Genomic DNA, 15,291 nt, shown 5'->3' with positions numbered 1-15,291 from the left:
GGCGGCCTGTGTCTGGTTGCGGATTGCTACTGGTCTTGCGTCATACCGCCTTCGCCGCCGCTGGCAAATGTCCTCGCGGCTTGCGCCGTGTTGTGCAGCAGCATGGCGATGGTCATGGGGCCAACGCCGCCGGGCACGGGGGTGACGGCGCGGGCGTGCTGCACTTCGTCGAAAGCCACGTCGCCCAACAGCCTGCCCTTGCCTTCGCCACCTTGCGTGCGGTTGATGCCGACATCGATCACGATGGCGCCGGGCTTGACCCAGTCGCCGCGCACCAGTTCCGGCTTGCCCACGGCGGCGACGAGGATGTCGGCCCGGGCGCACTTGGCGGCAAGGTCACGGGTCTTGGAATGCGTTACGGTGACGGTGCAACCCTCGGCGAGCAGCAGCGTGGCCACCGGCTTGCCGACGATGTTGGAGCGACCGATCACCACCGCGTCGAGCCCGGCGATATCGCGCTCGACCGACTTGATCAGCATCACCACGCCCGCCGGAGTGCACGGCCTGATCCCGCCAGTCCCGGCGCTGACGCGGCCTACGTTGACCGGGTGGAACCCGTCGACGTCCTTGGCAGGGTCGATGGCCTCCAGCACCCGCGCCTCGTCAATGTGATCCGGGAGGGGCACCTGAACCAGGATGCCGTCGACCTCATCGCGGTCGTTGAGCTCGCCGATCAGGGCCAGCAACGCGCCTTCGGACGTGGTTTCCGCAAGGCGGTGCTCGAACGATGCGAGGCCGAGTCGCTCGCACGCCTTCGTCTTGTGCCCGACATAGATTTCGCTCGCCGGATCATTGCCCACCAGCACTACGGCAAGTCCGGGTGGCGCATGGCCCTCTGCCACGAGTGACTGGACGATCTCCTGCGTCTGCTGGTCCAGCTCCCGCGCCACGGCGCGCCCGTCGATGATTTCGGCCATGGCACCGATGATCCCCGATCGCCGCGCCCTTGGCAAGCGCGCTTAAACCTCGGCGGTCTGGCCCTTGGCGTACATCGAACGATCGGGCGCGTCGGCGTAGTCGTCGCCGTCCTCCCGCGCCCCGCCCAGCAGCAACCGCGCGGCCTTGACCGTGTTGGATAGCAGGCAGGCGATGGTCATCGGGCCCACGCCGCCCGGCACCGGGGTGACGGCCTTGGCATGCTGGACCTCGGCAAAGGCAATGTCGCCGACCAGCTTCTCCTTGCCGTCCGCGCCCGTGCGGCGGGTGATGCCGACGTCGATCAGCACCGCGCCCGGCTTCACCCACCACCCGCGCACCAGTTCCGGCGCGCCGGCGGCGGCAACGATCACGTCGGCCTTGCGGCAGATGTCGGGCAGGTTCTCGGTGTAGATATGGGTGACGGTGACCGTCGCCTCCGCGTCCAGAAGCAGGTTGGCCACGGGCTTGCCGACGATGTTGGACTTGCCGATCACCACCACGTCCTTGCCCTTCAGGTCGGGGAGCACGCTCTCGATCAGCATCATGATGCCGAGCGGGGTGCACGGCACGATGCCGCCGACCCCGGTGGTCAGGCGACCGACATTGACCGGGTGGAAGCCGTCGACGTCCTTGTCCGGCGAAATCGAGCGCAGTACGCCGCGCGTATCGATCTGTTCGGGCAGCGGCACCTGCACCAAAATGCCGTGCACGCTGTCGTCCTTGTTGAGGCGAGAGATAAGCGCGCACAGGTCGGCCTGCGATGTATCGCCGGGCAGGCGATGCTCGATGGAGCGGATGCCGACCTTTTTACAGGCCTTGATCTTGCGGCGGACGTAGACCTGGCTCGCGCCATCGTCGCCCACCAGCACTACGGCAAGGCCCGGCGCGGGGCATCCGGCGGCGAGCATGGCGTCGATCTCGGCCTTGGTGCGCTCGTCCAGCTGGCGCGCGATCGCGCGGCCGTCGATGATCTCAGCCATTGTATTCGTCTCAGCTGTGGCGAGCGTCGTAATCGTTGATCCATTCCGCCGAAGCGGACAGCGCGCCGAAGGGATAGAAGTGCAACCTGACGCGGCCATGCTCTTGCCCAAGCTTCTTGTCGAGGTTGTCGACAAGTTTGTCCGGCCCGGCAGTGCCGATGAGGTTTGTGATGGAGACGCCGTATTTCTTCATCACGCTGGCGCTCGCCCCCACACCGCATCGCTTGGCAAAGCCGAGCAGTCGCTTGATGCCCGCCGGGCCGGGCACGCCCAGGCGCACCGGCACATCGATCCCGCGCCGCCGCATCTCGCCCAGCCATTCGACGATGGCGTCGTCGTCGAAGGCGAACTGGGTGACGATGAGCGGGGTCATGCCGCGGGCGCGCACGGCATCCAGCTTGCGTTTCATCCACGTCCACAGCGCATCCTTGTCGACGTTCGGGTGGCCTTCGGGATGGCCGCCTACACCGATCACCTGATAACCGTATTTCTCCAGCAGACCGGTCTCGATGATCTGCAGGCTGTCCTCGAACGGGCCTTCCGGCTCGGGCGGATCGCCGGCGATCACGAAGATGCGCTTCGCCTGCGCGCGCCGGGCGGTCTCGCTGAGGTAGTAGTCGAGCTCCTCGTGGCTCCTGATGCGGCGGGCGGAGACGTGGGCGATGGGCTCGAAGCCCAGCTCGCGTACCACGCTGCTCGCCTCGATGCGTTGCTCGATCTCCTCTCCCGGCAGGAAGGTGACGGCGATCTGGGTGTCCGGGCGGATCAGCGGCGCGGCCTCACGCAGGCCATCGATCTCCTTCGCCGTCATTTCCAGCGAATATCCATCGACCATGTTGCCTGCCGGCTTCTCCCAGTTCGGATGGATCGTCTCATAGCCCACGCTCGCTCTCCTCTTTCCGCTCGCCAGCGCGAGTCCCGTCAACGCGACAAAACCCTAGCGAAAGCCTGTTTGTTCGTATAGATGAAATTTTCAAGAGCGCGAACAAACGGAGTGGAAATCGCCGAAATGCTGACTTTCCTGCCAGGCCTTGTCTGCGATTCGCGGATGTATGCCCGGCAGGTGGCAGCATTTCCCGGCGCCCTTGTGGTCGATGGCTACGGAATGGCGGACTCTATCACCCAAATGGCCCGGGTGGCGCTGGCCGCCGCGGACGAGAACGGGGCGGACCGCCTCGACCTGTTCGGCCATTCGATGGGCGGGCGCGTGGCGATGGAGGTGGCGCGCATGGCGCCCCGGCGTGTGCGGCGCCTCGCGCTGGTGTCCACCGGCGTGCATTCCGTCGGCGAGGGCGAACCCGCCAAGCGCGCGGCATTGCAACAGGTCGGCTACGACCACGGCTTCGCGGCGCTCGTCGACCAATGGCTGCCGCCGATGGTGGCCGAGGCCAACCGCGACACTCCCGCCTATGCCGAGATGCGCGAAATGAGCCTGTCGAAGGGCCAGGCCCTGTTCGACGCGCAGATAAGGGCGCTGCTCGCCCGTCCGCCGATCGACGACCTGTTACCTCACCTTACCTGCCCGGTGCTGGTGATGACGGGCGAACTGGACGTCTGGGCCCCGCCCTCGCAGCACCGCGCCATCGCCGACGCCGTTCCCGATGCCGAGCTCGTCGTCGTGCCGGGCGCGGGGCACATGATCATGCGCGAGGCACCCGGCGAAGTGAACGCGGCCATCGCCCGCTGGCTCGCCCGCCCCGCCGACTGAGTTTTCACCGAACCCATGAGAGGACCAACGACAATGAGCGACCAGACCCTGCAATCCAGACTCGACGGCGAGAGCGACGTCGTCCACTTCCTGCGCAACCAGCAGACCGGCCCCAACGTCTATCCCGGCGTTCCGGCCGAGTATTCGAACTGGCGCAAGGAGCAGAAGGCCTGGGGCGACGCGGCGGTGCTGTTCAACCAGAGCTATCACATGGTCGAGCTCTACGTGCGCGGCCCCGACGCGCTGGCGCTGCTGGAATATACCGGCATCAACAGCTTCAAGAACTTCGCGGTCAACAAGGCCAAGCAATACGTGCCCGTGACCCCCGATGGCTACGTCATCGGCGACGTCATCCTGTTCTACCTCGCCGAGAACGAGTTCAGCCTCGTAGGCCGCGCGCCCGCCATCGAGTGGTTGGAGTTCCACGCCCAGTATCCCAAACCCGACGGCAGCAAATGGGACGTGACCGTGGAGCGCGACGAGCGTACCGCCATGCGCAGCGACGGCGTGCGCAAGAACTACCGCTTCCAGCTGCAGGGCCCCAACGCCATGAAGGTGCTGGAACAGGCGATGGGCAAGACCCCGCCCGACCTCAAGTTCTTCAACATGGCCCACGTCGACATCGCCGGGAAGGACGTGATCGCGCTGCGCCATGGCATGGCGGGCCAGCCGGGCTACGAGCTGTTCGGTCCCTGGGCGGACTACGAGGTTGTGCATTCGGCGCTGGTCGCGGCTGGCAAGGACCACGGGCTGGAGCTGGTCGGCGGCCGCGCCTATTCCTCGAACACGCTCGAATCGGGCTGGCTGCCCTCCCCGCTCCCCGCCTTTTACACCGGCGACAGCCAGATGATGAAGGATTTCCGCGCCTGGGCGGGTGCCAACAGCTATGCCGGCAAGGCCTCCATCGGCGGCAGCTACGTGCCCGATAGCGTCGAGGGCTACTACCTCACCCCATGGGACATCGGCTACGGCCACATCGTCAAGTTCGACCACGACTTCATCGGGCGCGAGGCGCTGGAGCGGATAAAGGACGAGAAGCACAAGCAGAAGGTCACCCTCGCGCTCGACGACGAGAACGTGGCCCGCGTGATGAGCTCGATGTTCGCGAGCGGCGGGCGCGCCAAGTGGTTCGAGTTTCCGAGCGCGGTCTATGCGATGCACCCGTTCGACACGGTGAAGAATGCCGACGGCAAGGACATCGGCGTCTCCACCTGGATCGGCTACAGCTCGAACGAGGGCAAGATGCTCAGCCTCGCCATGCTCGACCCCGACGAGGTGGAGATGGGCAAGGAGGTGACGCTGGTCTGGGGCGAGCCCGACGGCGGCACCAGCAAGCCCACGGTCGAGCCGCACGAGCAGACCGAGATCAAGGCCGTCATCAGCCCGGTGCCCTATTCCAACGTCGCCCGCTCGGCCTATGCCGACAGCTGGCGCCAGTCGGGCGTGGGCGCGAACACCTGATCCGGCGCGGCGAGAGTTACAGGCAACAAAAAAGGGCGGCCCGCAAAACGGTCGCCCTTTTTTCGTGGCCGCTGCGCGGGCGGCAAACGGAAATGCCGGTCAGCGGCGGCCGAACAGGCGCTCAAAGAAGCCCGGCTCTTCCATCGGCAGGATCTTGCCGTGCGACATCGAACGGTAGCTGGGGTCGCTGTAGGGGCGCGGGCTGCTCCACCCGTCGGGGCGGCTGCTGCGAAATATCATGGACACTGGCTATGCCTCCTTTCGGTGAACCCGTCTCTAGGCGGAAAAATGTTCAGCGCGGCATCCGGTTCCCCTCGGCTCACCGCAAGCGGGATGGGAATGGCAAATGGGCCACACCTGTCTCGCTTGTGCCACGCGTCCACACGAACCAGACGATCGCAAGCGAGGCAAGCGGCATCAGGTTAACGCCGATCTCCAGCGCCGCCGCGCGCGTGGCATAGGGCGCGAGGAACAGCGCGACGAGCGCAAGCTTCTCGAACGGGCGGAACCCGTGGTGAAGGCCCGTGTGCACCAGCCACAGCAGCGGCAGCAGCAGGAACGGCAGGTCATAGTTGAAGAGGTAAGGGGAGGCGAGCGCGGTGGCGGCAAGCACCAGCGCCCCGCTCGCCAGCCCGTCCTCGCCCATGCGCCGCCAGGCGAGAAAGGCCAGCATGATCGCCGCCAGCGCCAACGCCAGGTTGGCGGCCAGCGCGAGGCCCGGATCGACGGCGAGGCGCAGCTGGCTGTAGGCGCTCGCCATGCGCAGGTAGAAATCGGGGTTCTCGCTCTGCATGAGCAGGGCGCTTGCCTGCCAGCTTGTCGTGTAGCCTGCCATCGTGTCGATGCCGAAGGCCAGCCAGGCGGCCAGCATCAGCCCCAGCGCGCTCGCCCCGGCGGCGAGAAAGGCGCGCCAGTTGCCCGCGCCCGCCAGCCAGAACGGTATCAGCAGCGCGAGGTGCGGCTTGATGACCAGCGCGCCCAGCAGCGCGCCCGCTAGCGCCGGCCGCCTGTCCAGCAGCGCCGCCCCGCCGATCAGCAGCGCGCCTGTCAGCAGCCCGGTCTGCGCGTGGCCTGCCGCCAGCAGCGCCCCGGGGAAGACCAGCACCAGCGGCCACAGTCGGGGAAAAGCGCGGATGCCCGCCCAGGCATAGGCGGCATAGGTCGCCGCGACCCAGGCGATCCAGGCGAGCGGGAACGGCAGGGCTCCGAACGGCGCGGCGAGGAACAGGAACGGCGGCGGGTTGACGAAGGCGAACCAGCCCTCGCTCCCGGTGCCGGTCTGCACCCGCTCCTGCACGGCGAGATCGTAGGCGGCGGCGGGATCGCCTGCCGCGGTGACGTGCCCGGCACCCCAGAAGGCGAGGAAATCGCTGCCGCCCGGCCCCATCGCCTTGAGATAGGAATTGGCAAGCAGCGCCAGGCTGGCGAGCCCGAGGATCACGGCATAGCCACGCACCCGCTCCCCCGTCAGCCACTCCGCCTCGCGCAGGAAAGAAATCGCTCGCCCCATCGCCGCGTCATGCGCCCTCACACGCAGGCAAGGAAATGCGGACCTGGCGCGAGTTGTGGAGAATTGCGGGGCGGAAGGCAGGCTGCATCAAGGCCGATCGGGTCGGACCCACCATCGACCATGATGCACGAAACCTGCCTTTGTTTCGGCGCCCGCAGCAATCCCGCGCTAGAATTCGTAACCGGCAGTCACGCCGAAGGTCCGCGGCGGCAGATAGGTCGCGCCGATAAGGCGGCCTGTCGCAAGAGCGAAAGTGCTGCTTTTGCGGTCGACGTCGAACAGGTTGCGCACCCAGACCGACGCCGTGAAATCGCCGTCGCCGCTTTCGTAGCGCAGTGCGCCATCGACCAGCGCATAGGGGGCCGAGCTTTCGATCTCGCGCTCGAATTCGGTGAAGTAGATCCGGCTGCGATAGCTGAAGTCGGTTTGCGCGGTCAGCACGCCGCCGTCGCCGAGTTCGAAGGGCAGATCGTATTCGAGGTGAGTGTTGACCGACCATTCGGGCGTGTTGCGCAAAGCATTGCCGGCCAGATTGATCTCGCAGGTCTGAGTGGTCGGCAGGTCTTCGGGGCTGTCGCAGGGAGCACCAAAGGCGGTCGGATCGGGATTGGTCACCGCGTTGTAGGGTGTGCCGCCGGCGACGTTGGCCGGACGGAACGGATCGATAGTGACATAATCGCCGAAGCTGGCGTCGGTATAGGAAACGGCGCTGCTGAAACGGAAGCCATCGAAAGGACTGCCGAACAGTTCGAATTCGATACCGCTTGCCGAACTGTCGGCGGCGTTGTCGAACACGGTGGTGTAGCCGGTGGGCCCGCCGGCGATCGTCTTGTTGAGCTGCAGGCCTTCGAGGTCGTAGGTATAACCCGTGAGACTGGCGTTCAGGCGCCCATCCATGAAGGTGTACTTGATCCCCGCCTCGTGGTTGGAGATGTATTCCGGATCGACGATCGTGGTGCTGGCAAAGGCGTTCTCGCCCGAGCCCGCCTTAAAGCCCTCAGAGTAGGTGTAATACAACAGCAGGTCGGGGTTGGGGCGGTACTGCAGGCCGAATTCGGGACTGAAGTCCTCGAAGGTACGCTCGGCATGGGTGCCTTCCTCGGTCGCCACGAGCGTCGGCAGAGCGTTGTTGGGCGCGCCGGCGGCATAGCGGATCACGACGCCGGGATTCTCGCTTTCGACCCGCTCATGACTGAATCGACCGCCCAGACGCACGGAGAAGCCGTCGAGCGCCGGGACGAGCTGGCCGACATCGAAAGTCGCCTGCCCGAAAATGGCCCAGGCCTCGGTATCGAGATTGGACCGCGTACACACGCGCTTGGGCGTTTGCAGCGCGCTACCCCCGGTCGTGCCGTCGGGTTGGAAGCCGCAGAGAAAATAGGCGCGGTCGAGCGGCACGCCGTCGCGCGCAAGGATCGCGGTGTTGGTCGGAACCCCGGTTTCACGGCCAAGTCCGAGCGTATCGTTGGGATGCTGCTCTTCGGTGAAGTAATAGCCGCCGAGCACGCCCTCGATCAGATCGGACGTGTAGGTTAGTTGCAGTTCGTTGCTGAACTGCTCGGCATCGATGGTGCGGCGTTGCACGGTCGACGGGCGGCCATTGACGGTAAAGCCGTTCTGGACGCCCGACAGGTCGAGATCCTGATAGAGCTTGCTGTAGAAATCGCGGTAGCTGGCGATGTTGGCGATACTCAGGCTATCGTTGAGATCGAACGACAGGCGTCCGGTGAAGGCGTAGCTCTCGGTATCGGTACCCGGCTGGATCTCGCTGGCAAGATCACGCGGTTCGATGGCGTAGCCGCCAACGCCCAACGGCGCGAGGCGCGGCACACCGGGGAAGGACGGGGCGAGATAATGCACCGCGCCAGCGCTGTCGTTCTGGCGGAAATACTCTCCGGTCAGCAGCAGTTCGCCGGTGCTGCCGAGGTCGAATTCCAGATGCGCACGGCCCATCCAGCGGTTCATGTCATCCACGTCCTGCCCGGTGACCGGGTTGACGCCGAAGCCGTCGCCCTGCTGCGACATCCCCGCCACGCGAAAGCGTATGCCCTCGGTGATAGGGCCGCCGATGGCCGCCTCACCGATGAAGCGGTTGTAGTTTCCGTAGGTCCCGCGCACGTAGCCGGAGAAATAGTCGGTCGGCTTGGCGGTGATCAGGTTGATCGAGCCGCCCACGGCATTGCGCCCGTATAGCGTACCCTGCGGGCCGCGCAGAACCTCTACCCGCTCGAGATCGAACAGCGAAGTCAGCTGCGCTTCCGCGCGCGCGACATAGACGCCATCGACGTGCAACGCCACGCCAGTCGAACTGCCGGTGGTCGATGTGTTGGCACCTACGCCGCGGATGAAGACCTTGGCCATGTTGAAGTCGTTGCCGAAGGTTACCGCGGGCACGGCCACCTGCAGATCCTGCAGCGTCGTCACCTGCTGGTTCTGCAATCGGTCGCCGCCCAGTGCAGTGACGGCGAGGGCGGTATCCTGCAGCGATTCCTCGCGGCGCTGCGCGGTGACGATAATCTCGCCGGAGAAGCCCGCATCGCGGTCGTCATCCTGCTGTTCGGGCGGGACGTCCTGCGCTGCAGCAGCGGATGCCAGCGTCAGAAAGATAGCAGCGGCGGAAGCCGATCCGAGCAGTCGTGCGATCATGATACCTCTCCGTGGGTCGTGCGCCATTTGCTGCGCCTTGCCCAGAAATCTACGTCATCGATATGCGACCGGTCAATGCACGATATCAATCTGTGAGAAATCTTGTGCGCGTAAATTCTAATCCGATGTTCCGGCCCGCCGGTGCGAAGCCGACAAGCGCGCGAGCATCAGGTTGCCCTCGATCGTCTTGCGTCCGCGGATGAGTTTGCCCAGAAGGGCTCGCTCGTCATGTGCCGCCCCTTTGCGGATGACGAACGACAAGCTGCCTTCCACCGCTGTATCGTCGCGCATCACCGGTACCGACAGGCCGATCTTGTCGGGATCGATCTCGCCATACGTCACCGCGAACCCGTCGACCCTGATACGGCGCAACGTCTCCTGCATTTGTGCGGAGGCAATTTCGGCCTCGCTGCCTTCCGCGCGGGCGAGCGCCCGGAATTGGCGCGAGGACAGGTTCGCCAGGATGACTTTCGATGCGGCACCGCGGCCCAGTGGCATCGGACGGCCGCGTTCGTAACCATCGGCTGCCAGGCGGTCGCCCTCTCGATGCACGCACATCACCGTACCCCGATAGAGGCGGGCAAGCAGGACGATCGTATCCGGATGCTCCTCCGCCATCCGATGCATTTGCGCCGCGGCGGCATTGATGAAGGGATCGTTGATCAGCATCGCCCGGTCAAGTGCACACACGGCAGGACCCAGCACGTAGCTGCCAGGCAAATCCGAAGAAAGAAGTTCGGCATCGGCGAGGCTGCGGAAATAGCGATAGGCCGTACTGGTAGGAACGGACAGCGCGTCCGCCGCCTCTTCCACTGTCCATCTCGCACGTTGTTCGGTGAACAAGGCAAGCAGGCTGAGAACCCTGTCGGCAGTCGTTGCCATGAAGCGTCCCTTTCCGCATGCGTCGTGTGAGGCAAAGTATTTCTCCCCACCCAAACAATTGCAAGAGCGGTAATTCTCGTATATTGATAATTGGGAGCGAGGAGAATCGTCAAATGATCTTGGAAAACGCTTGGTACGTCGCGGCATGGTCGCACGAGGTCACGACACATCCGCTCGCCCGCCGCCTGTTCAACCTACCCGTGGTCCTCTATCGATCGCTGGCCGGACAGGCCTGCGCGCTGATCGACAGCTGCGCACATCGCGGGGCGCCCCTCAGCCTCGGGACTGTCGTTGCCGATGGTATTCGCTGCAACTACCACGGCGTGGTCTTCGGCGGCGACGGCATCTGCACCCGCATACCCAATCAGGATTTGATTCCAGACAAGGCCCGGGTGACGAGCTTTCCGCTGGTCGAAAAGGATGACATCGTCTGGCTATGGCACGGGGACCCGGCAAAGGCCGATCCGACGTTGATCGTCGACTATCCCTATCATCGCGACCCTGCCTGGCCCGCGCGATTTTCCATGGCCCCGGTAGCCGGCAACTTCATGCTGATCGCCGACAACCTGCTCGATGCAACCCATCTTGCCTACGTCCACGGCAGCACCGTGGGTGGCAGCGATCCCAATGTGCACATGGTCGCGGAAAGCTCTTTGAAGCCCGCGAAAAACGGCCTGCGTTTCGAGCGGCTGATGCGCGGGGCTCCGCCGCCGCCCGCCTATTCCGCCTGTGTGCCCGACCTGCCCAAGCAAATCGATCGCTGGCAGGAATTCGACTTCGTGGTTCCCAGCACCGTGCTGCAATATTCGGGCGGCGTCCCCGCCGGCAGCGACCGCGCCATCGCGCCAGCGCCGCGGTTCGATATGCGCATTTTCCATTCCGCCACGCCAGCCACCGACACGAGCTGCTATTATTTCTGGTCCCTCCAGAACGGCCACGCGATCGACGATCCGCGCGCGACCGATGTCATCTTCGAGCAGATCGAGCAGGCCATCGCAGAAGACAAGGTGTTCATCGAGGCTCAGCAACTGCGCGTCGATGAATTGGGCGAGGAGCGCCTGTTCGACAATGCTGCCGATGCGGCACGCATGATGGCACGCCGGGCAATCCGGAAATATGCGAAAATGTCGTCAGCATCCGCTTCGCTGGAGCCGGCATGATGGTCTCCGTCACCTTCATCGATCGCGCAGGCACAGCACGCCAGGTCCAGGCCGAACCGGGCTCCACACTCATGCTTGCCGCGCGCGACAACGGAATTCCGGGCATAGTTGCCGAGTGCGGCGGGATGGCAGCGTGCGCTACTTGTCACGTCTATATCGACGATCGCTATCTGCCGCTTACCGGTGCCATGGGCGACGACGAGGATGCACTGCTGGATTTCACCGATGAGCGCACCCCCAATTCGCGTTTGGCGTGCCAGGTGGTCATTACACCGCAACTTGAAGGTCTGATAGCGCGCACGCCTGAAGAGCAGTAACCGCGTCTGCGACAATCGACCCCACTTCGGCATACTTGCGATTTACTGGCACCCGACATCGACGAGATAGGAATGTTCCGACAAGCTCGGATCACGTCCGGTGCTATTGCGAATGATTATCATTGACGGTTGGTTTCCGCGTCCGTAGTCGGGCACCCGATGACGCGGCGCAGCATTCGTTTCTGGTTCTTGGTGCACAAGTGGTCGAGCCTCGTGGCAACCGCATCCTTGCTGATGCTGTGCGTCACCGGCCTGCCGTTGGTCTTTCACGACGAGATCGACGCCGCACTGGGCGAGGATTACGAAGGCGCGCTTGCCGGACCGCCATCTGCAAGCGCAGGACGCCCGCTCGACGCGATGCTAGCGACCGCTTTGGCCGAGCGCCCCGGCGAGGTGCCATTGTTCATGGCCTTTAGCCAGGACAGCCCCCTGCTCACCGTCACGACCGGCCCCGCGCCCGACGCGCCGGGCGATGCGATGACCCTCCTGTTCTTCGACCGCGCTACGGGCGCGGCGCTAGGCCCGGCGCCGACCGGAGGCTTGATGGATTTCGTGCTCACCTTGCATACGGACCTGTTTCTCGGCACGCCGGGCATGCTGTTTCTTGGTGCAATGGGCTTCCTGTTTGTCCTAGCGCTCGCCTCTGGCGCGGTACTTTACGCGCCCTTCATGCGCCGCCTGCCGTTTGGCACCCTGCGCGAGAAACGCAGTGCTCGCGTCCGAACGCTCGATCGTCACAACCTCGTCGGCATCGTCGCGCTGGGCTGGATGCTGGTGGTCGGCGCCACCGGGGTGATCAACGCGCTGGCCGATCCCGTGACCGAAAGCTGGCAGTCCGGCGAGCTCGCCGCGATGACTGCGCAGTACGCGGGCGAGGCCCCGCTCGCACCTGCCGATTACGGCTCGCTCGACGCGGCGATGGCGGCCGCAAAGGCGGCGTTGCCGGGACGCTCGCCGCAATTCATCGGCTTTCCCGGCGGCGCCTGGAGCACCGGGCATCACTACGCAATTTTCTTCCAGGGCGATCGGCCCCTTACCAGTTACCTGCTGACCCCTGCACTGGTCGATGCCGCTACCGGCGAACTGACCGATGCGCGCGAGATGCCGGCGCTCAACCAGGCCCTGATGCTGTCGAAGCCGCTGCACTTCGGCGACTATGGCGGGTTGGTCCTGAAGCTCATTTGGGCGGCGATGACGCTGCTGACGATCTGGGTGCTGTGGACCGGCTTGCTGCTTTGGTTGCGGCGCGGTCCCGGCCACACGGAGCGCCGGGTTGACGAAATCGCACGCGTAGCCGCCGCATGATTACCGCTGCCCGCAAGCGTCGCACCGCACGTGCCTCTTACGCCCGCCCACTTGTTATCCCGCTGGCCCTGCTTCTGGCGACCCTCGCCGGGCTCGTCATCGGGCTTACCGGCGACAGGGCGCGGGACGTTCTCGCGTGGCTGCTTGCCGCGCTCCCTCTGCTCGCGCTCGCCCTCGCTTGGGCACGGCGCGGCTGAACACCTCTCGACTTGGACAGGACCGACCATGACTTTCCGCCTCGCCGCTTCCACCTTCGCTATCGCCGCCGCGCTGGTGGCGCCTGCCGCCGCGCAGGACGAGGGTGATGCCATCGTCGTGACCGCACAGCGGGACAACGCGACCGAGATCGTCAACGGCGGCGACGCCGGCGCGCTTGGCGACGTCGCCGCCGAAGACCTGCCGTTCAACATCCGCAGCTTCGACGAGACTCTGATCTACAACCAGCAGCCCCTCACGATCGGCGAGGTGCTGGAAAACGATCCCACCGTTCGCACAACCTATGGGTTCGGCAACGCGGCGGAGCAGTTCGTAATCCGCGGTTTCTCACTGTTCGGCGACGACGTGGGCGTGAACGGCCTTTACGGCATCGCGCCGCGTCAGCTGATCGCGCCCGAACTGTTCGGCCAGGTCCAGGTTCTGAATGGGGCGAGCGCCTTCATGAACGGGGCGGCGCCCGGCGGATCCGGCCTGGGCGGCAGCGTCAACCTCCTGCTGAAGCGCGCCGACGCGGATCTGACGCGCGCCACCGCCACGTTCGTTGGCGAAGGTCACATCGGCGGCAGCTTCGATATAGCCCGGCGCTTTGGCGCTGGCGATGAATGGGGCGTCCGGGTCAACGGTGCGTACCGCGACGGAGAGGTATCCATCGAACGCGAGGATCGCCGCGCGCAGGTGCTTGGCGGCGCATTCGACTACGACGGCGGGGACTTCCGCGCAGCGCTCGATTTCGCTTACCAAGAGGTGCGGATCGATAGCCTGCGCCCAAAGGTCAGCTTCAGCACGGCGACCCTGCCCCGCGTGCCCGATGCCGGCGCAAACTACGCGCAAGATTATACGTACACCGAACTTGTCGACGTGTTCGGCACGCTCAGCCTTGAATTCGACCTTTCCGACGAAGTGATGCTCTACGGACGGGCGGGTGCGCGGCGAGGAGACGAGCAAGGAATTTACGGCGGCATTGAGGTCACCGATGCCGCTACCGGCGCTGCTACCAGCGGCTTTCATTCCTACATCCCCTACGAACAAAACGCCGAGGCGGTGGAAGCGGGAGTACGTGCCGGGTTCACCACCGGCGCGGTGACCCACACACTGAACCTTGGTGGCAACATGGTCTGGCAGCAGGACCGCACGGCGTACGACTTCTTCTCGCCGTTCGATACGAACCTTTACGCGCCGCAGCAGGTCGCCGTCCAGCAGCGCGCCTTTGCCGGGGGTGACCTTGATGAGCCGTTCCCGATCACGGAAAAGCAGATCGGCAGCGTTTTCGCCTCCGACACGCTGGGCTTCCTCGGCGACAGTTTCCTGCTGACGCTGGGCGCGCGCTGGCAGAGCATCGATGTCGAGGGCTTCAGCTATCTCGGCGGTGCGCTGACGAGCGAATATACCGAGGACGCGGTCACGCCCGTCGCCGGGCTGGTGATCAAGCCTATCGAGGGGCTCTCGCTCTACGCCAATTACATCGAGGCCTTGCAGCAGGGCGCGGTCGCGCCGCTCGACCCGAACATCGTCAACCCCGGTGAGGTGCTGGCCCCGCGCATGACGACGCAGCTCGAGATCGGCGGCAAATTCTACTTCGACCCGTCGATCTTCGCCACGCTGGCATTGTACCAGATCGAACGACCGGGCGACGGGTTCGAGGACGACGGCGCGGGCGGAACACGCTTCGGCTACGTCGGCGAGCAGCGCAACCGCGGGGTCGAGCTGACGCTTAACGGTGAAGTCGCCAGCGGCCTGCGCGTCATCGCCGGCCTGGCGCTGGCCGAGGCCGAGTTCGACAGCCGGCTGGAGGCTCCCGGCGTGCCCGAGTTCGCCGCCAACGCCAATGTCGAATGGGACCTGCCCTTCCTCCCCGGCCTGACGCTGAACGGCCGCGTCACTCATACCGGCGAGCAGCAGGCGAATGCTGCGAACACTTTGCAACTGGACAGCTGGACGGTGTTCGATCTGGGTGCACGCTATGTCTTTACTGCAGGCGAGGCGCCGATCACGCTGCGGCTGACGGTCGATAACGTCACAGACGAGGCCTATTGGGCAAGCGCATTCGACGCTTTCAACCCGGCGTTGCTTCAGGGTGCCCCACGCACAATCAAGGCGTCAGGATCCATCGCCTTTTAGCTGCCGCAGCACTCATCCCAGTTTGTCCGATCTGGCACCTGGACGCCAAGGTCACTCGGTACCCGCCGCC

At 65.1% G+C, this 15,291-nt stretch carries 14 protein-coding genes; 7 read left to right on the top strand and 7 right to left on the bottom strand.

Features of this window, described 5'->3' with window-relative positions; all coding sequences use genetic code 11:
* Positions 1–26: 26 nt before the first annotated feature.
* Genes folD (AAW00_RS10750) through AAW00_RS10740 form a run of 3 tightly spaced genes read right to left on the bottom strand, consistent with a single transcriptional unit; the run spans position 27 to position 2,781 of the window.
* A complete protein-coding gene (folD, locus tag AAW00_RS10750) occupies positions 27–917 on the bottom strand; it encodes a bifunctional methylenetetrahydrofolate dehydrogenase/methenyltetrahydrofolate cyclohydrolase FolD (protein WP_047004293.1) in 891 nt (296 codons plus the stop codon).
* 42 nt (positions 918–959) lie between these two features.
* A complete protein-coding gene (folD, locus tag AAW00_RS10745) occupies positions 960–1,898 on the bottom strand; it encodes a bifunctional methylenetetrahydrofolate dehydrogenase/methenyltetrahydrofolate cyclohydrolase FolD (protein WP_082125018.1) in 939 nt (312 codons plus the stop codon).
* A gap of 10 nt (positions 1,899–1,908) precedes the next feature.
* Positions 1,909–2,781, bottom strand: coding sequence for a methylenetetrahydrofolate reductase (locus AAW00_RS10740; protein WP_156170038.1), 873 nt, complete (start codon positions 2,779–2,781; stop codon positions 1,909–1,911).
* 111 nt (positions 2,782–2,892) lie between these two features.
* Between AAW00_RS10740 and AAW00_RS10735 the strand changes: the two genes are divergently transcribed.
* Both AAW00_RS10735 and desA read left to right on the top strand, forming a co-directional pair.
* Complete coding sequence (locus AAW00_RS10735) at positions 2,893–3,606, top strand: alpha/beta fold hydrolase (RefSeq protein WP_241461707.1); 714 nt, start codon at positions 2,893–2,895, stop codon at positions 3,604–3,606.
* A 33-nt stretch (positions 3,607–3,639) separates the two neighbouring features.
* Positions 3,640–5,067, top strand: coding sequence for a syringate O-demethylase (gene desA / locus AAW00_RS10730; RefSeq protein WP_047004291.1), 1,428 nt, complete (start codon positions 3,640–3,642; stop codon positions 5,065–5,067).
* Between the two features lie 99 nt (positions 5,068–5,166).
* Here the strand turns inward: desA and AAW00_RS15015 are convergent, their stop codons facing one another.
* The 4 genes from AAW00_RS15015 to AAW00_RS15010 all read right to left on the bottom strand — a co-directional run bounded on the left by AAW00_RS15015 (position 5,167) and on the right by AAW00_RS15010 (position 10,105).
* On the bottom strand, positions 5,167–5,313 hold the full coding sequence (locus AAW00_RS15015; RefSeq protein WP_156170037.1) for a hypothetical protein: 147 nt from the start codon (positions 5,311–5,313) through the stop codon (positions 5,167–5,169).
* Between the two features lie 73 nt (positions 5,314–5,386).
* A complete protein-coding gene (locus AAW00_RS10725; RefSeq protein WP_047004290.1) occupies positions 5,387–6,577 on the bottom strand; it encodes a glycosyltransferase family 87 protein in 1,191 nt (396 codons plus the stop codon).
* Positions 6,578–6,745: 168 nt separating this feature from the next.
* A complete protein-coding gene (locus AAW00_RS10720) occupies positions 6,746–9,223 on the bottom strand; it encodes a TonB-dependent receptor (protein ID WP_047004289.1) in 2,478 nt (825 codons plus the stop codon).
* Between the two features lie 117 nt (positions 9,224–9,340).
* Entirely contained in the window at positions 9,341–10,105 is a 765-nt protein-coding gene (locus tag AAW00_RS15010) for an IclR family transcriptional regulator (RefSeq protein WP_047004288.1), read from the bottom strand.
* Between the two features lie 26 nt (positions 10,106–10,131).
* On the opposite strand from AAW00_RS15010, the gene AAW00_RS10710 reads away from it, so the two are divergent.
* From AAW00_RS10710 to AAW00_RS10690, 5 genes are all read left to right on the top strand, one after another.
* Positions 10,132–11,265: an aromatic ring-hydroxylating oxygenase subunit alpha gene (locus AAW00_RS10710; protein WP_206539328.1), complete on the top strand. Its 1,134-nt coding sequence runs from the start codon at positions 10,132–10,134 to the stop codon at positions 11,263–11,265.
* Entirely contained in the window at positions 11,262–11,582 is a 321-nt protein-coding gene (locus tag AAW00_RS10705) for a 2Fe-2S iron-sulfur cluster-binding protein (protein ID WP_241461706.1), read from the top strand. Before AAW00_RS10710 ends, AAW00_RS10705 begins: the two co-directional genes overlap by 4 nt.
* A gap of 159 nt (positions 11,583–11,741) precedes the next feature.
* Positions 11,742–12,887, top strand: a complete 1,146-nt coding sequence (locus AAW00_RS10700; protein ID WP_047004286.1) for a PepSY-associated TM helix domain-containing protein — start codon at positions 11,742–11,744, stop codon at positions 12,885–12,887.
* Positions 12,884–13,084, top strand: coding sequence for a hypothetical protein (locus AAW00_RS10695; RefSeq protein ID WP_047004285.1), 201 nt, complete (start codon positions 12,884–12,886; stop codon positions 13,082–13,084). The genes AAW00_RS10700 and AAW00_RS10695 overlap by 4 nt, the downstream gene beginning before the upstream one ends.
* A 28-nt stretch (positions 13,085–13,112) precedes the next feature.
* Positions 13,113–15,221, top strand: coding sequence for a TonB-dependent receptor (locus AAW00_RS10690; RefSeq protein ID WP_047004284.1), 2,109 nt, complete (start codon positions 13,113–13,115; stop codon positions 15,219–15,221).
* The last annotated feature ends 70 nt before the right edge of the window (positions 15,222–15,291 follow it).

Origin of the sequence: Aurantiacibacter luteus (genome assembly GCF_001010945.1) — a bacterium.
Taxonomy (GTDB): domain Bacteria; phylum Pseudomonadota; class Alphaproteobacteria; order Sphingomonadales; family Sphingomonadaceae; genus Alteraurantiacibacter; species Alteraurantiacibacter luteus.
The sequence above is the reverse complement of the archived record's forward strand: the minus strand, read 5'-3'. Positions and strand labels throughout refer to the sequence as shown.